Below are 16,643 nucleotides of genomic sequence, written 5' to 3'. Positions count from 1 at the left end.
CCGGAGCCCGGAGCCCGGAAGAACCGTCAGGCCGCGACGGGGGCGACGTCGCCCGCGTGGTCGGCGGTGAGGTCGCCGGTCTCGCCGGCCGCCACCGCACGACGGCCGAGCACGATCGTGTAGACCCAGAACGCGGCGAGCGCGATCGCGCCGATGACGATCTTGAGCCACCACGGCATGGTCGAGCCCGTGACGAAGCCCTCGATGACGCCGGAGACCGCGAGGGCGATCGCGAGCCCGATCGCGACCGTGACGAGCGCGCGGCCCTCCTGGGCGAGCGCGCGCGAGCGCGGGAGCGGGCCGGGGTCGACCCAGGCCCAGAAGATCCGCAGACCCGCGGCACCGGCGACGAAGACCGACATGAGCTCGAGCAGGCCGTGCGGCGCGATGAGCTGGAGGAACAGCCCGAGCTCGCCGTGCGCGGCCATCATGCCGCCGGTCGAGCCGATGGCCACGGCGTTCGAGAACAGCACGTACGCGGGGAAGATCCCCGTGATGCCCAGCCCGATGCACTGCGCCGCGATCCACGCGTTGTTGGTCCAGACGACGGTCGCGAAGTCGAGCCCGGGGTCGTAGTACGACGCGAACGCCTCGTTCACGTAGTTCTCCTGGACGCTCGGCGGGCCCATCGACGCGAGCCCCTCGGGCGTCGTCGCGACCCAGACCCCGGCGACGAGCGCCACGACGAGGCAGGCGACCGTCACGCCGACCGACCACCACCGGATCCGGTACAGCGCGGCGGGCAGGGACACCACGAGGAACCGCACGACGTCGCGCCACGCGGGCTCGTGCGCCCCCGCGATGCGCGTGCGGGCCTTGCCCAGGAGCACGGACAGGCGCGAGATGAGCACGGGGTCCGGCGCGACGGACCGGACGGTCGACAGGTGCGTCGCGACGGCCTGGTACAGCCGGACCAGCTCGTCCGCCTCGGCGCCGTCGAGCGTGCGCCGCGAGGTGAGGGTCTCCAGGCGGTCCCACTGCGCGCGGTGCACGTCGGTGAAGGCGTCGAGGTCCACGACCGATACCCTGCAACACGGGGCGTGCCGCCGGTGCGCCGACCGGCGCGCGGGCACGGACCCGTGACGGACGAGGGTGAGGAGCAGCGTGCGGGACGGCATCCTGATCGGCGAGGGCGTGGTCCTCGACGCACGACCGGCGTCGTTCGCCACGCGCGGCCTCGCGCTCTTCCTCGACATGCTGACGTTGTGCGTGGGGCTGTTCGCGCTGCTCTTCGCGACGTCGGGCTCGCTCGAGCTGGTCGACCCGGACTTCGCCCCGGCCATCGCGATCGCGCTCGCCGTCCTCGTCATGGTCGTCGTCCCGACGACCGTGGAGACGCTGTCGCGCGGGCGCTCGCTCGGCAAGCTCGCGCTGGGCATCCGGGTCGTGCGCGACGACGGTGGCCCGGTCCGCTTCCGGCACGCCTTCCTGCGCGCCCTGGTCGGCATCGGCGAGATCTGGCTGACGCTCGGCTCGGTCGCGCTCGTCGCGTCGCTGACGAACGACAAGGGCAAGCGCCTCGGCGACATGGCGGCGGGGACGTACGCGATCCGGGTGCGGGGCGGGCGGCCGACGCTCGCGCCGCTCGTCATGCCCCCGTACCTCGCCGCGTGGGCGTCCCACGCCGACATGCGCCGCCTGCCCGACGGCCTCGCGCTCGCCGCGCGGCAGTTCCTCGCGCGTGCGCACAAGCTCCACCCGGCGTCGCGGGCCCGGCTGGGGCAGGAGCTCGCGGGACAGGTCGAGCGGTACGTCGCGCCGGGCCCGCCGCCCGGCACGCACCCGGAGACGTTCCTGCTGGCCGTGCTCGCGGAGCGGCGGGACCGCGACTGGGCGACGGCGCAGCGCGCGCAGGCGCTCGCCGGCGAGCAGGCCGAGCTGCTGCACCGGCTCCCCTACTCGATCCCCGACCCCACGCGCTGACGCCACGACACCTGTCCTCCCGCTCCTGTCAGCGGTTCGTCGCGCTCGAGCGCGTGCTGCTGCTGACAGGTCGCGCGGGGCGGGCGTCCTCGAAGCGGCCCACCAGGCGGGAGATGCCCAGGAGCACGAGCGCGAACGCGCCGAACCAGACCGGGCGGCTCGCCCACCAGTCGGCGCTGCCCGGGGCCGGGAGCTGCTGACCGAGCACCACGAGCACCGTCCCGACGACGACGATCATCGCCGTGAGGTGCCACAGGTAGACCGTCATCGACCGTCGGGCGAGGCCCGCGACGACCGTCCGGCCGCGCCCGTCCGCCCAGCGCACGAGCGGTCCGCGGGCGGCGAGCGCGAGGGCGACGAGCGCGACCGCGTGCAGGACGACGGGCGCCGTGGGCGGGCCGAGGTTCGACATCGCGTCGCCCGGCATGCCGATGAGCGACACCGGGTACGGCCCGACGGCGACGAGCAGGGCCGCGAGCGCCGCCGCCGCGAGCCCGGCCCCGACGAGCACGAGCGGTCGCGGGAGGACGGCGACCGGCACCACGCGGCCCCGGCGCACGACCTGCGTCCCGGCGCGCGCGTCGGCGTACAGGAGCCCGATCGCGTACGGCACGGCCCACACGAGCACGACGTCGACGAGCGCGAGGCGCTCCGCACCGGCGCCGAATCGGAGCGCCTCGACGGCGAGCGGTGCGGCGACGAGCGCGGCGACGGTCCACCAGCCCGCGGCGTGCAGCGCGCGGCGCAGGAGCGGCGTGAGCACGACGAGGCCGAGGTACACCGCGAGGAACCACAGGAGCTGCGGCGCGAGCGTCGCGAGCGAGCGCACGGCGTCCCCGGGCAGCCCCGCGGCGAGCAGCGCCCCGATCGCGACGACCCACGCCCCGACGAACACCCCGACGGGCCGCAGGAGCCGGGGCACGCGCCGCCCGGCGAGCCGCGCGCCGGCGGCGAGGTCGGCCAGGACGCTCGGGCGGGCCACCACCCGCGCGGCGCCCGCGAGCCCGGGGGCGCGACCGCCGTCGGGCCCGCGCCGCAGCCCGTACGCGGCCGAGGCTCCGGCGGCGAAGAACAGGAGCGCGAGGACCTGCAGCAGCCAGGTGACGGTCCAGCCCGCGCCGTGCGCGAGGGCGTTGCCGATGCGCAGGTGCTCGCCGTCCCACGTCGCGTCCGCCATGAGCCAGTGCACCGTGAGGACGCTGAGCGTCGCGAGGGCCCGCACGGCGTCGACGAACACGTCGCGGCGAGGCCGGCGCGGACCGTCCCCTCCGGGGAGCGGGGCGGTGCCGGGCGTCCGGGCGGTGCCCGACGGCGGTCGGTACCGGTGGGCGCGCGGCCCGCCCGGGGGTGCCGGTCGGGCGGGCGCGGGGCGGGCGCGGGACGGCGCGCGGGTCGGGGACGGCGGCGGCGACAGGACGGCCACGGGATGCTCCAAGGTCGGCGTGCCCGGGAGGGTCCCCGGTGCTCACCAGTCTCGAAACATCCCGTTCGTCCCGGTACGGGACGGTCCCCCGACCTCGCCGCGGCGGACCACCGCCGCGCACGGGGGTTGTCCCCCGGCCGGCCCCGACGACCTGTCAGCAGCACGTCGCGCTCGGGCGCGAGCACGTGCTGGCAGGTGGACGGACGGTCGGCTACACCTTGAGGTAGCGCAGCACGGCGAGCACGCGCCGGTGGTCGCCCGCATCCTGGGGCAGGCCGAGCTTGCCGAAGATCGACGTGACGTTCTTCTCGACCGCGCCGTAGGAGAGGAACAGCGCCTCCGCGATGGCGGAGTTCGAGCGGCCCTGCGCCATGAGCTCCAGGACCTCGGTCTCGCGCGGCGTGAGGCGTGCCAGCCCGTCGTCGGAGCGTGACGCGCCCATGAGCTGGCTCACGACCTCCGGGTCGAGCACGGTCTGCCCGGCCGCGATGCGCGTGAGCGCGTCGACGAACTCGCCGACGTCCGCGACACGGTCCTTGAGCAGGTACCCGACGCCGCGCGCGCCGCCCGTGAGCAGCTCGCTCGCGAACCGCGTCTCGACGTACTGGGAGAACAGCAGCACCCCGAGGTCGGGGTGCGCGGCGCGCAGCGCGAGGGCGGCGCGCAGGCCCTCGTCGGTGAACGTCGGGGGCATCCGGATGTCGACGACGGCGACGTCGGGCAGCGCGTCCTCGGCCGCGAGCCGGGCCACCTGCGCGACGAGCTCGTCGCCGTCCGCGACCGCGGCCACGACCTCGTGGCCGCGGCGGGTGACGAGCGCGACGAGCCCGTCGCGCAGGATGGCGGAGTCCTCGGCGATGACGAGCCGCATGGTGTCCTTCCGGTCGGGCGGGCCGTGCGACGGCCCCGGCGGGCGGGATGCCCCGGGGACATCGTGCCCGACGGCGCCGGCCCGCCCGGGCAGGACACGGTGGTCCGTGCGCACGTCAGACCCGCACGGGCAGGAGGACGGTAACGACCGTCGGGCCGCCGACCGGGCTGGTGAGGTCGAACGTGCCGTCCACGGAGCGCACGCGCTCCGCGAGTCCCGCGAGGCCGGACCGCTGGCCGTCGGACCCGGGCTGGACGACGCGCGCGCCGCCCTGGCCGTCGTCGCGCACCCGCAGGCGCAGCCGCGCGCCGCGCCCGCTCCCCTGGCGCTCGACGAGCACGTACGCGCCCGTGGCGCGCGCGTGCTTGACCGCGTTCGTGACGAGCTCGGCGACGCAGAAGTAGGCGATCGACTCCACGGCCGGCGCGAGCCTGCCCGACGCCTCGACGGCCGGGTCGACGTCGACCGTCACCGGGAGCGGCGAGCGGGCGGCGAGCGTCTCGAGCGCGACGGCGAGCCCGTTGTCGAGCGCGGGCGGGTGGATGCCGCGCGCGAGCTCCCGGAGCTCGACGAGCGCCTCCTTGGTCGACGAGTGCGCGAGGTCCACGAGCTCGAGCGCCTCCCCCGCGTCGCCGCCCGCCGCGAGCTGCTCCTTGGCCTCCCCGAGCTGCATCGCGACGGCGACCAGGCGGGCCTGCGTGCCGTCGTGCAGGTCGCGCTCGATGCGCCGCAGCTTCGCGTCGGCGTCCTCGACGGTGCGGCCGCGCGACTCCTCCAGGTCGGCGACGCGCAGGCTCGACAGGGTCGGGCCGAGCAGCGCCACGGTGAGCGCGCGGAAGAGCTGGGCGAAGCCCCGCGTGACCTGCGCCCAGAGCCAGAGGAAGAGCAGCCCCACCAGGACGAGGCCGAGCTGGCGCACCGGGGTGTCCACGTACCAGTCGACGCCGAACGACGCGCCGCGGTGCCACGACCCGTCGCTCGCCTGCTGCAGGGGGAGCCAGCGCGACCAGATCCAGTGCGTCATGCCGCCGAGCCCGACGGCGAGGAAGACGGTGCTCACCACGAAGGACACGATCGCGAGGGGGAACGTGACGAAGAGGAAGAGCACGGCCCGCCAGCCGGTCCCGTCGCCGATCCCGCCCCACAGGGTGCTCCAGAACCCGCGCCGCCGGACGTACGGCGCGGGGGCGGCGACGTCGATGCCGAGCGCCGAGCGTGCCAGGGACCGGTACATCGAGCCCCAGCCGCGCCCACCGAGCACGACCCAGCCCGCGAGGACGAGCCCCAGGACCGGGACGAGCATCGCCACGAGGAACGAGACCGTGAACACCGCGTACGCGAAGGCGAACGGCGCGAGCAGCAGCACGAGCCACAGGTACCCGTACGCGTGCCACGTCTGCCGGTGGAACGGGGCGCGCGCGAACGACACGCGCTCGTGGTGGTCGACGTACCGGGGGTCGGGCTGCGTGCCGGCGAACGTCGTCGCGTCCGCCGCCGCGACGCCCGTGGGCGCACCCCCCGTCGCGGGGACGGTCGGGGCCAGGGGGCCGTGGGCCGCACCCGGGGTCGGGGTGCCCGACGGCGGGTCGCCCGTCGGCACGACGCTCGGCTGGTCAGGGGTCACGGCAGTCATGGTGCCAGTCTCGGCGAGCCGCGGTCACGACGACAGGGTGGCGTCCGCCGCGCCGGGGTGGGGACATCCCCCGTGTCGTCCCGTGCCGGCGACCCGTCGGGCGGTCGCCGGCACGGTCACCACGGCGCGCGGGTCAGTGCAGGAGGTACTTGACGCCGATGACCACGCCCGCGAAAGCCGCGGCGAGCAGCGTCTCCCCCACGAGCCGTGCGCCCCGGGCACCCGCCCGGTACGCGGCGAGGAAGCCGACGACGCCGAGGAGGAGCACCGTGAACCACACCGCGACGAGCGCGGCGTCCTCCACGTCGAGCCCGAGCGCGTACGCGATCAGGTAGACCACGATCCCGGGGACCGCACCGAGCAGCACCCCCACGTTGAGGCGCAGAGCCGCGAGGGTGCGGTCCCACAGCGAGTGCCCGCTGTCGCGGAACCGCCCGCTGACCGCGTCGACGTAGCAGTGCGCGAGCCAGTACCCGACCGCGACGAGGGCCGTCGCGACGACCACTCGGTCTCCCGTCGGCGCGTGCACGCTGGACACCGCCATGACGAAGCCCGCGACGATCGCACCGTAGAGCAGGTCGTGCGGGGGCTCGCGCTCCCACCGGTCGCCGACCCGGTGCCACAGCGGACGGACGCCCGGGGGCGGGCCCGTGGGCTCGCCGTCGGCCTGCGGACCGATCTGTCCCGTCGCGCCCCCCCCCCCCGGGGGCGGGGGGGCGCCGGGGCCCCCCGCGGCGGGGGACTGGTCCATGCGGCCTCCTCGTGGCGCGAGCGGGCTGTCGGCGCTCAGTAGCGGTAGTGCTCGGGCTTGTACGGGCCCTCGACCGGGACGCCGAGGTAGTCCGCCTGGGACGGCGAGAGCTCGGTGAGCCGCACGCCGAGCGCGTCGAGGTGCAGGCGGGCGACCTTCTCGTCGAGCACCTTGGGCAGGCGGTAGACCTGGCGCGCGTACGACCGCTCGCGCCCCTCGTGCGCGGCGCCGGTCGCGTCCTGGTAGAGCTCGATCTGGCCGATCACCTGGTTGGAGAACGAGTTGCTCATGACGAAGGACGGGTGACCGGTCGCGTTGCCGAGGTTGAGCAGGCGCCCCTCGGACAGCACGACGATCGAGCGGCCGGCGGGCTGCCCGCCCGGGCCGGCCTCTGCGAACGTCCACTCGTGGACCTGGGCCTTGATCTCGGTGCGGGACACCCCGGGCACCTCGGCGAGGCCGGCCATGTCGATCTCGTTGTCGAAGTGGCCGATGTTGCCGACGACGGCCTTGTCCTTCATCGCGACGAGGTGCTCGGCGCGGATGACGTCCTTGTTGCCCGTGGTCGTGATGAAGAAGTCGGCCTCGCCGAGCACGTCCTCGATGCGGGCGACCTGGTAGCCGTCCATCGCGGCCTGGAGCGCGCAGATCGGGTCGACCTCGGACACGATGACGCGCGCGCCCTGGCCGCGGAACGCCTCGGCCGCACCCTTGCCGACGTCCCCGTACCCGGCGACGAACGCGACCTTGCCGCCCATGAGGACGTCGGTCGCGCGGTTGATGCCGTCGGGCAGCGAGTGGCGGATGCCGTACTTGTTGTCGAACTTCGACTTGGTGACCGAGTCGTTGACGTTGATCGCCGGGAAGAGCAGCTCGCCCGCCTCGGCGAGCTGGTAGAGGCGGTGCACGCCCGTCGTCGTCTCCTCGGTGACGCCCTGGATCGCCTGGGCGATCGTCGTCCAGCGCAGGGGGTCGGCCTCGAGCGCGCGGCGCAGCACGGCGCGCACGACGTTCATCTCGTGCGTGTGGTCGGGCTCGCCGGGCAGCGTGTCGGGCGGGACGACGCCCGCGCGCTCGTACTGCAGGCCGAGGTGGACGAGCATCGTGGCGTCGCCGCCGTCGTCGAGGACGAGGTTCGGCGACTCGTCCCCGGGCCACACGAGGATCTGCTCGGTGCAGTCCCAGTACTCCTCGAGGCTCTCGCCCTTCCACGCGAAGACGGGCACGCCCTGCGGGTCCTCGGGCGTCCCGTGCGGCCCCACCACGACGGCGGCCGCGGCCTCGTCCTGCGTGGAGAAGATGTTGCAGCTCGCCCAGCGCACCTGCGCCCCGAGCGCGACGAGCGTCTCGATGAGGACCGCGGTCTGCACCGTCATGTGGAGCGAGCCGGCGATCCGCGCGCCGGCGAGCGGCTGCGACGCGCCGTACTCGGCGCGCAGCGCCATGAGGCCGGGCATCTCGTGCTCCGCGAGGCGGAGCTGGTGACGGCCCGCCTCGGCGAGGGACAGGTCGCGGACCTTGTAGCGGCCGGGGACCTCGTCGAAGCCGGGAGCGGCTCCCGGGGTTCCGGTCGTCGGGGCTGGCGCTGTGGTGGACATGGTTCTCCTGTGCGTACTCGGTGCCGGTCGGGCCGGTGGTGCCGGCCCTGCGGGTGGCTGGCCGGTGGCCGGCCGGTGGCTGCGCTGGGGGCTCCCGTCCGCGCCGGGCGGGACCACGGTCCCGCCCGGGTCCAGCCTACCGACGACGGCGCCGCCCGGCCCCGGCGAGCGGGGCACCCGGCCCGGGCTACACCGTTCGTCCGGCGCGCGCGCCCGGGCGCGCGCGTAACACGAATGCTTGACCATCTCAAGGTCACAAAGGGATAACGATCCGAGATCGCTCGTCATCCGCGTCATTGCAACGATGATCGGTCAAGAAACGTCCTGGAACAGTCCCTGATCCACGGGCCCTAGGTAGAAGTTGAACCTCGAATCAGGCAGGGTGCTGGAGTACCGATTGACGTCGGACCAGCATGTGGCCCGCTGCGCGCAGAGCGCGGAGGTCGCCCCCCGGGCGCCCGACCGCGACGCGTTCACCGGCCGCGTGCCACGCTCCCGAGACGCCGCCGCCGGACCCCTCTGGCGCCGTCCTCGCGCGGGGCGTGCCGGTCCCCGCACGGAAGGTGGCGAGACCCGCCCGCATGACCGCTCCCAGCATCACCCCGCCAGACAGCACCGACGCGACGGTCGACTCCCCCGCACCGTCGACCCCGGCCCCCGCCGACGTCGCCGTCTCGGTCCGCGACGTCTACAAGGTCTTCGGCCGTCGGCCGGTCGAGGCGATCCGCCGGCTCGAGCAGGGCGCCGCCCGTGACGACGTCAAGGCGCTCGGCACGGCCGCGGTCATCGACGCGAGCTTTGACGTCCGGCGCGGCGAGATCTTCGTCGTCATGGGCCTCTCCGGCTCCGGCAAGTCCACGCTCATCCGCATGCTCAACGGCCTGTGGAAGCCGACGGCCGGGCACGTGGTCGTCGGCGGGACCGACCTCGCGAGCACCGACGCGAAGCAGCTGCGCGCCCTGCGCCGCAGCAGCGTGAGCATGGTGTTCCAGCACTTCGCGCTCCTGCCGCACCGCACGGTGCTCGACAACGCGGCGTACCCGCTCGAGATCCAGGGCGTCGGCAAGGCCGAGCGCCGCGAGAAGGCCCGCACCGCGCTCGACCTCGTCGGGCTCGGCGGCTGGGAGGACTCGCTCCCGTCGCAGCTCTCGGGCGGCATGCGCCAGCGCGTCGGCCTCGCCCGCGCGCTCGCCGCCGACACCGACGTCCTCCTCATGGACGAGGCGTTCAGCGCCCTCGACCCGCTCATCCGGCGCGAGATGCAGGAGCAGCTCCTCGACCTGCAGCAGCGCCTCGGCAAGACGATCGTCTTCATCACGCACGACCTCAACGAGGCCATGCACCTCGGCGACCGGATCGCCGTCATGCGCGACGGCCGGATCGTCCAGATCGGCACCGCCGAGCAGATCCTGTCCGACCCCGCGAACGACTACGTCGCCCAGTTCGTCGCCGACGTCGACCGCACGCGCGTCCTCACCGCGTCGTCCGTCATGGTGCGCCCCGCGGTCGTCGTGCCCGTCAGCGGCGGGCCGCGCCAGGCCAGCCGCGCGATGCGCGAGGCGCAGGTCTCGGCCGCGTACGTCGTCGACCGCCAGCGCGTGCTGCACGGCATCGTGCGCGACGACGACGCCGTGGCCGCCCTCAAGGCGGGCAAGGAAAGCATCGGGGACCTCGTGCACGACGGCGTCGCCCCGGTCTCCCCGGACACCCCCCTCGCGGAGATCTTCGCGCCCGCGGCCGAGTCGTCGCTGCCCGTGCCCGTGACCGACACCGAGGGCCGCCTCGTCGGCGTCGTCCCGCGCGTCACCCTGCTCGAGGCCATGGTCCCGACCGAGCAGCCCCGCACGGGCGAGATCGACCTCGGCGCGCCGGCGGTGCAGGACGAGACCGTCGAGGACGCCGCCGTGGACGCCACTGCGACGACCGAGGGAGGTGCCGCGTGAACGACACCCTCGTCCCCCGCATCCCGCTCGGCGAGTGGGTCGACACGTTCGTCGACTGGATGACCACGACGTTCCGGCCGCTCTTCCGCTTCGTCAAGGACGTCCTCGTCGGCATCTACGACGGCCTGGACACGATCCTGTCGAGCCCGCCGTTCTGGGTCGTCGCGCTCGCGCTCGCCGCCCTCGCGCTCCTCGCCAAGGGCTGGAAGCTCGCGCTCGGCTCGCTCGTCGGGTTCGTCGTCATCGCCGGCGTCGACCAGTGGGACAACGCGATGGACACCCTCGCGCTCGTCCTGCTGTCCGCCGTCCTGGCCCTCGTCGTCGCGATCCCGGTCGGCATCTGGGCCGCGCGCGACGACCGCGTCTCCGCGGTGGTGCGGCCGGTCCTCGACTTCATGCAGACCATGCCGGCGTTCGTCTACCTCATCCCGACCGTCGTCATCTTCCTCACGGGACCCGTCCCGGGCATCATCGCGACGATCATCTTCGCCATGGCGCCCGGCGTCCGGTTCACCGAGCTCGGCATCCGGCAGGTGGACAAGGAGGTCGTCGAGGCAGGCCAGGCGTTCGGCGCGACCCCGGGGCGCATCCTGCGCCAGATCCAGCTCCCGCTCGCGCTCCCGACCATCATGGCCGGCGTCAACCAGGTCATCATGCTGTCGCTCTCCATGGTCGTCATCGCGGGCATGGTCGGCGCCGGCGGCCTCGGCAACGACGTCGTCGCCGCGCTCCAGCGCGTCAACGTCGCGCTCGGCTTCGAGGCCGGTCTCGCCGTCGTCATCCTCGCGATGTTCCTCGACCGCGTGACCTCGGCCCTCGGCAACCGCGCCCCCGTCTCGCGCGCGCTCGCCGCGGCGCGCGTCTGAGGGGCGCGTCTGTCGCGCGCACGAACCGAACCCGGCCGCAGCGCCGGGAACCCGCCCGCCGCACCCCCGGCGTCGGGCACACCGACCGGGTCCGCCCGGACCCAGGGAAGGACAGCATGACCCCCGCACGCACCCGCACCGTCCGCCGCTCCGCCGCCGTCGCAGCGACCGCCGTCCTCGGCCTCGCGCTCACCGCCTGCGCCTCCGACTCCGGGTCGGGCGCCGACGACGGGGCGTCGTCCACCGGCGAGGACGAGACCTCGGTCTCCATCGGGATCCCCTCCGGCTGGGACGAGGGCATCGCCGTCTCCCACCTCTGGACGGCGATCCTCGAGGAGGAGGGCTACGACGTCTCCTCCCAGACCGCCGACGTCGGCGTGATCTACACCGGCCTGGCCGGCGGCGACTTCGACGTCACGCTCGACGTGTGGCTCCCCTACACGCACGCCTCCTACGAGGAGGAGTACGGCGACGAGGTCACCGACCTCGGCTACTGGTACGACGACGCCAAGCTCACCATCGCGGTGAACGAGGACTCGCCCGCGCAGTCGCTCGAGGACCTCGCCGGCATGGCCGACGAGTACGGCAACAAGCTCGTGGGCATCGAGGCCGGCGCCGGTCTCACCAAGATCACGCAGGAAGAGGTCATCCCGACCTACGGGCTCGAGGGCATGGACTACTCCATCTCCTCGACCCCCGCGATGCTCGCCGAGCTCAAGGGCGCGACCGACGCCGGCGAGAACATCGCCGTCACGCTGTGGCGCCCGCACTGGGCCTACGACGAGTTCCCCGTCCGCGACCTCGAGGACCCCGAGGGCGCGCTCGGCGAGGCCGAGAAGATCCACATGTGGGGCTCGTCCGACTTCGAGGAGCGCTACCCGACGCTGACCAAGCTGTTCGGCGCGTTCTCGCTCACCGACGAGCAGCTCTTCTCGCTCGAGAACATGATGTTCAACTCCGACGAGTACGCCGACGAGGCCGAGGCCGTCCAGGCCTGGCTCGAGGCGAACCCGACGTTCGTCGACGACCTCAAGGAGTCCGCGGGCGTCTGACGCCCCCGGCTCGACGCCGAAGGCCGGCTCCCCGCGGGGGAGCCGGCCTTCGGCGCGTCGTCGTGACCGACGAGCACGGTCACAGCGGGCGCGCGTCGTCCTCCAGCAGCACCGGGATGCCGTCGCGCACCGGGTACGCGAGCGGCCGGTCCGTGTCGGTGGAGTGCAGCTCGGGCTCCCCCGTCGGGCCGGTGCCGTCCACCAGGCGTGCGCCGGTGACGGGGCACCGCAGGGCCTCGCGCACCCAGGGGTCGATCTGCAGGCTCATGCTCGCTCCTCGTCGTCGTGCGTGCGCACGAGCGACAGGACGTCGTCGCGCACCTTCTCCATGATGTCCTCGTCGGCGGCCTCGACGTTGAGCCGCAGCAGCGGCTCGGTGTTCGAGGCGCGGAGGTTGAACCACCACTGCGGGTGGGAGTCCCAGTGCGAGACGGTCAGCCCGTCGAGCTCGTCGACGTCGACCGGGCCGCCGCCCTGCTGCGTCACGTACGCCTCGACGACGCGCGCCCGGGCCGCGGGCACGTCGGCCACGGTCGAGTTGATCTCGCCCGAGGCGACGTACGGCTCGTACATCTCCCCCAGCGCCGACAGCGGGTGCGGCTGCGACCCGAGCGCCGCGAGCACGTGCATCGCCGCGAGCATCCCCGTGTCGGCGAAGAAGAAGTCGCGGAAGTAGTAGTGCGCGCTGTGCTCGCCGCCGAACACGGCGTCGTTCTGGGCCATCTGCGCCTTGATGAACGAGTGGCCCACGCGCGTGCGCACCGTCCGGGCGCCCGCGGCCCCGAGGAAGTCGGGGACGGCGCGCGACGTGATGAGGTTGTGGATCACGGTCGGTGTGCGCCCCGCCTCGACCTCCTTCGCGACCTCGCGCAGCCCGACGAGCGCCGTGATCGCGGACGGCGACACCGGGTCGCCGTGCTCGTCGACGACGAAGCAGCGGTCGGCGTCGCCGTCGAACGCGAGCCCGAGGTCGGCGTCGTGCTCGACGACGGCGGCCTGCAGGTCGAGCAGGTTCTTCGGGTCGAGCGGGTTCGCCTCGTGGTTCGGGAACGTGCCGTCGAGCTCGAAGTACAGCGGCACGACGTCGAGCGGCAGCGCGGGCAGGCCCGCGCCGGTGCCCAGGACGGCCGGCACGGTGTAGCCACCCATCCCGTTCCCGGCGTCGACCACGACCTTGAGCGGCCGGATCCCGGACAGGTCGACGAGCGAGCGCAGGAACTCCGCGTAGTCCGCGAGCGTGTCGCGGTCGGTGACCGTCGCCGGCTCGTCCGCGGCGGCGGGGAGGCCGTCGTCGAGGTACCCCTCCGCGAGCCGGCGGACCTCCGCGAGCCCCGAGTCCTGGCCCACCGGGCGCGCGCCCGCGCGGCACAGCTTGATCCCGTTGTAGACCGCGGGGTTGTGGCTCGCGGTGAACATGGCGCCGGGGACGCCGAGAGCACCTGACGCGTGGTACAGCCCGTCCGTGGAGCAGAGCCCGATCCGGACGACGTCGACCCCCGCCTCGGTGAGCCCGGACGCGAACGCGTCCACGAGCTCCGGGCCGGAGTCCCGCATGTCGTGCCCGACGACGACGCTCGCCCGGGCGGGCGCGTCGCCTGCGGGGGTCGGCGCCTCGGGGAGCACGACCGCCCGCGCGAACGCGGCGCCGATGGCCTTCGCCACCTGAGGGTTGAGCTGGTCCGGGACGGTGCCGCGGACGTCGTACGCCTTGATGAGGTGGGAGAGGTCGGTCGTCACGCCGCCCACCCTACCGAGGCGGGGGGTGCGTCGCGGTCAGTCGCCCTCGGCGCGCAGGACGCGCAGGTGGCCGCGTCGTCCGACCTCGGTGACGTCCGGCGGCTCGGGCTCGGTCCTGACCTTGCCCGCCTCGCGCACCGCGTCCGCGAGCGCCGACAGGTCGTCGTCGCTCGGGCCGGTCTCGACGAACTGCGGCGACAGCCGCACGACCTCCCAGCCGCGCGGTGCGGTGAGCCGCTCCGCGTGCTCGGCGCAGAGGTCGTAGCTGTGCGGCTCGGCGAGGTGCGCGAGCGGGCCCAGGACCGCCGTGGAGTCGGCGTACACGTAGGTGAGGGTCGCGACGGCGGCACGGACGCACGCCGTGCGCGAGCACTGCCTGACGGATCTCACGCGCTGACCTTACGCCTTCCGGGCGTGTCGTGGGGCCGCCACACGCCGTCCGGGCGCCCGCGCCGCCGCAGGTGGGCGCGCTGCGCCGGGCGCCGGCGGGCTAGAGTCGTGGTGTGCGTGGCAACACTCCGTCCCCCGGCTCGCGGCCCGAGCCCGCCGGCAAGGGGCGCCGGGCCCGCGACCGCTGGTCGCGCCGGGCGGCCCCCGCCCCGCCCCCCGTCTCGTTCGACGAGCTCGTCATCCCGCCCCGTGCACCCGGACCGGGCGGCCAGGGCCCGGTGCCGCGACGGCGGGACCGCCGTGGTCGAGGGATCCGGGGGCCGCTCCTGCCGCCCACCGCGCCGGCGAGCCGCACGCGGGCGGAGAAGTTCGACGACGTCGTCGTCGACGTCGTCGAGCGGGTCGAGCACTCGTGGGCCAAGCAGCTGCGCGGGACGGAGTTCGCGGTCGAGGACGTCCCGCCCTCCGACCCGGCCCCCTGGGAGGACGGCGGCGTGCCGCTCGGCCGGTGCTTCCCCGCGGAGTCGGGACAGCCCGCGCGCATCGTCGTCTACCGACGGCCGGTCGAGGCCCGCGCGTTCGACGCGGAGGACCTCGAGGACCTCGTCCGCGACGTGCTCGTGGAGCAGGTCGCCCACCTGCTGGCGCGCACCCCGGAGGAGATCGACCCCCGGTACACCGGCGACCGCTGACCCGCGTCGGTCCCTAGCCCCCGAGGCCCGCGGTGTCCGAGGCGCGGACCGCGACGGTGCCGGGCGCAGGGGCGTCGACGACGGGCAGGAGCACCGAGAGCAGGCTCGGCGTCTCGTCGCCGTCCCCGCTCGGCGGACCGGCGCTCGCCACGACGGACCACGCCGGGCGCAGGTCCCCGCGGGCGCCGACGACGTCGACCGTCACCGCCGCGACCACCGCGTCCGAGCCCTCGGGCCGCAGCGTGGACGGGTCGAGCGTCTGCGTCGTGCCGGCGTCGAGCGTCACGGTCGTCGTCCCGGCCTCGGCGCCCTCCTCGTCGTAGGCGCGGACGCGGAGCTCGAGGCGTCCGGCCGCGTCGTCGCCGTCCTCCGCCGTGCCCCTCGCCGGGACCGCCGCGAGCGTCAGGACCGACGTCGTGCCGGGGACGAGCGCGACCTGCCCGGCCCGCGCGTCGTCCGCCACGGCCGGGGCGTCCTCCGCGGGGGGAACCAGCGCCCGCGCGGCGATCCACGCACGGTCGTACTGACGCTCCTCGTGGAGCAGGTCGGGGTCCGGCTCGCCGCGCCGGTCGACGGACGCCCCGGCGACGACGGGGACGTCCGCGCGCACGGCCACGGCGTACGACCCCTCGGGGAGGCCGCCGAGCGAGACGTCGGTGACGACGCCGGGCGTGAGGGCGACGTCCTCCACGCCGCGCAGCGGCACGGGCCCGTCCGCCCCGTAGACCGTCACGTGCGCGGTCCCGGCCTGGTCGCCCGGGGCGAGGAGGCGGAGCTGCGGAGCGTGCGGGTCGTCGACGGCCTCGCCGACGCTCGCGACGCCCCCGAGCGCCAGGTCGTGCGCGGGTTCCGCGCCGGGGACCACGTAGTCGACGCCGAGCGGGACCAGCCCGTCGAGCGTCGAGTGCTGGAGGTAGGCGGAGACGAGACCGCCCGTCGCCGCGACGTGCACGACGAGGCGCCGCTGCTCGGGGGCGGCAGCCTCGACGAGCGTCACGACCTCCTCGCCCGGGCCCACGAGCTGCTGCCCGCCCCCGGAGAGCACCGCGGCCCCGCCCTGGCCCCAGACGTCGACCTGCACGACCGCAGGCGTGAGCCCCGGGTTCTGCAGCACGAGCTGGGTGCTGCTGCCGATCTGGGTGCTCCCGCCCACGAGCCACTGGCTGATGCCGGGTCGCGCGCAGCTCGCCGCGGCGAGGCCGCGCAGGTCACCCGCCGTCGTCGCGGACCCCACCGACGCCGCGACCCGCGGGGCGGCTCCCTCGCCCGGGCGGACGGTCAGGACGGTGCCCGCGGCGGGGTCCTCGTCGGTGGTCACCGTGACGTCGGCGTCGGCGGCACGCTCGAGCGCCCGAGCGTCGGCGCGCGCGGCCGTGCCGTCGAACGCGCCGATCTCGGCCGACCCGGCGCCCGCCACGACCGCGCGCAGACTGCTCTCGGTGCCGACCGGCGCGGGGCCGAACTGCGCGTCGCCGACCGTCTCCGGGTCGGTGAGGCGCGCGGGTCCCGGGCAGACCGTGACCTCCGGGGCCGGCTCGACGGCGACCTGCTGGACCGGGTCGGCGGGGGCCGGCGCGGCAGGGACCAGCGTCGCGCCCGTGCTCCCGAACGCGGCCACGGCGCCCACCGCGAGCATCCCGACCAGGCCGGCGCCCGTCGTCGTGATCCGGCGCACCACCCCGCGCCGCCTGCTGCGGGGCGTCCCTGCGGGCGCGTCGTCCGGGACCGCCCGGCCCTGACCCGTCTCGTTCTCCGTCGTCACCG

15 protein-coding genes are annotated in these 16,643 nt (G+C 74.9%); 5 read left to right on the top strand and 10 right to left on the bottom strand.

Features of this window, described 5'->3' with window-relative positions; all coding sequences use genetic code 11:
- Positions 1-26 precede the first annotated feature (26 nt).
- Positions 27-1,016 (bottom strand): stage II sporulation protein M, encoded by a 990-nt coding sequence (locus ACFC2L_RS10365; protein WP_375824231.1) that lies wholly within the window; start codon positions 1,014-1,016, stop codon positions 27-29.
- Positions 1,017-1,104: 88 nt separating this feature from the next.
- Here ACFC2L_RS10365 and ACFC2L_RS10360 point away from each other — a divergent pair, with 88 nt between their 5' ends.
- The gene (locus tag ACFC2L_RS10360) at positions 1,105-1,923 is read left to right on the top strand and encodes an RDD family protein (RefSeq protein WP_375824230.1); all 819 of its coding nucleotides are present in this window, start codon (positions 1,105-1,107) and stop codon (positions 1,921-1,923) included.
- Positions 1,924-1,951: 28 nt separating this feature from the next.
- Here the strand turns inward: ACFC2L_RS10360 and ACFC2L_RS10355 are convergent, their stop codons facing one another.
- From ACFC2L_RS10355 to ahcY, 5 genes are all read right to left on the bottom strand, one after another.
- A complete protein-coding gene (locus ACFC2L_RS10355; protein WP_375824229.1) occupies positions 1,952-3,346 on the bottom strand; it encodes an acyltransferase family protein in 1,395 nt (464 codons plus the stop codon).
- 211 nt (positions 3,347-3,557) lie between these two features.
- Positions 3,558-4,217, bottom strand: coding sequence for a response regulator transcription factor (locus tag ACFC2L_RS10350; RefSeq protein WP_375824227.1), 660 nt, complete (start codon positions 4,215-4,217; stop codon positions 3,558-3,560).
- Between the two features lie 115 nt (positions 4,218-4,332).
- Positions 4,333-5,850 carry a sensor histidine kinase gene (locus ACFC2L_RS10345; protein ID WP_375824226.1) on the bottom strand — a complete coding sequence of 506 codons (1,518 nt, stop codon included), beginning with the start codon at positions 5,848-5,850 and terminating at the stop codon, positions 4,333-4,335.
- A gap of 133 nt (positions 5,851-5,983) precedes the next feature.
- On the bottom strand, positions 5,984-6,601 hold the full coding sequence (locus tag ACFC2L_RS10340) for a hypothetical protein (RefSeq protein ID WP_375824225.1): 618 nt from the start codon (positions 6,599-6,601) through the stop codon (positions 5,984-5,986).
- A 35-nt stretch (positions 6,602-6,636) separates the two neighbouring features.
- Positions 6,637-8,199, bottom strand: coding sequence for an adenosylhomocysteinase (gene ahcY, locus ACFC2L_RS10335; RefSeq protein ID WP_375824224.1), 1,563 nt, complete (start codon positions 8,197-8,199; stop codon positions 6,637-6,639).
- A 581-nt stretch (positions 8,200-8,780) separates the two neighbouring features.
- Here ahcY and ACFC2L_RS10330 point away from each other — a divergent pair.
- The 3 genes from ACFC2L_RS10330 (at position 8,781) to ACFC2L_RS10320 (ending at position 12,060) form a co-directional block, all read left to right on the top strand.
- Positions 8,781-10,142, top strand: a complete 1,362-nt coding sequence (locus ACFC2L_RS10330; protein WP_375824223.1) for a glycine betaine/L-proline ABC transporter ATP-binding protein — start codon at positions 8,781-8,783, stop codon at positions 10,140-10,142.
- Positions 10,139-11,008: an ABC transporter permease gene (locus tag ACFC2L_RS10325; RefSeq protein ID WP_375824222.1), complete on the top strand. Its 870-nt coding sequence runs from the start codon at positions 10,139-10,141 to the stop codon at positions 11,006-11,008. Before ACFC2L_RS10330 ends, ACFC2L_RS10325 begins: the two co-directional genes overlap by 4 nt.
- 116 nt (positions 11,009-11,124) lie before the next feature.
- Entirely contained in the window at positions 11,125-12,060 is a 936-nt protein-coding gene (locus tag ACFC2L_RS10320; protein ID WP_375824221.1) for a glycine betaine ABC transporter substrate-binding protein, read from the top strand.
- A gap of 79 nt (positions 12,061-12,139) precedes the next feature.
- Here ACFC2L_RS10320 and ACFC2L_RS10315 read toward each other — a convergent pair whose 3' ends face one another.
- From ACFC2L_RS10315 to ACFC2L_RS10305, 3 genes are read right to left on the bottom strand one after another with little or no spacing between them, the layout of a single operon-like run.
- Complete coding sequence (locus ACFC2L_RS10315; protein WP_375824220.1) at positions 12,140-12,328, bottom strand: Trm112 family protein; 189 nt, start codon at positions 12,326-12,328, stop codon at positions 12,140-12,142.
- Positions 12,325-13,797, bottom strand: coding sequence for a phosphomannomutase/phosphoglucomutase (locus tag ACFC2L_RS10310; protein WP_375824219.1), 1,473 nt, complete (start codon positions 13,795-13,797; stop codon positions 12,325-12,327). Before ACFC2L_RS10310 ends, ACFC2L_RS10315 begins: the two co-directional genes overlap by 4 nt.
- Positions 13,798-13,833: 36 nt before the next feature.
- Entirely contained in the window at positions 13,834-14,187 is a 354-nt protein-coding gene (locus ACFC2L_RS10305; RefSeq protein WP_047232115.1) for a DUF3499 domain-containing protein, read from the bottom strand.
- Positions 14,188-14,300: 113 nt separating this feature from the next.
- On the opposite strand from ACFC2L_RS10305, the gene ACFC2L_RS10300 reads away from it, so the two are divergent.
- Positions 14,301-14,879 (top strand): metallopeptidase family protein, encoded by a 579-nt coding sequence (locus ACFC2L_RS10300; protein WP_375824218.1) that lies wholly within the window; start codon positions 14,301-14,303, stop codon positions 14,877-14,879.
- A 13-nt stretch (positions 14,880-14,892) separates the two neighbouring features.
- Here ACFC2L_RS10300 and ACFC2L_RS10295 read toward each other — a convergent pair whose 3' ends face one another.
- Complete coding sequence (locus tag ACFC2L_RS10295) at positions 14,893-16,641, bottom strand: DUF5719 family protein (RefSeq protein ID WP_375824217.1); 1,749 nt, start codon at positions 16,639-16,641, stop codon at positions 14,893-14,895.
- Between the last annotated feature and the right edge of the window lie 2 nt (positions 16,642-16,643).

Source organism: Cellulosimicrobium sp. NPDC055967 (assembly GCF_042269845.1).
Taxonomy (GTDB): Bacteria; Actinomycetota; Actinomycetes; order Actinomycetales; family Cellulomonadaceae; genus Cellulosimicrobium.
Note: the sequence above shows the minus strand (reverse complement) of the source record. Positions and strands in the feature narration are given on the sequence as shown.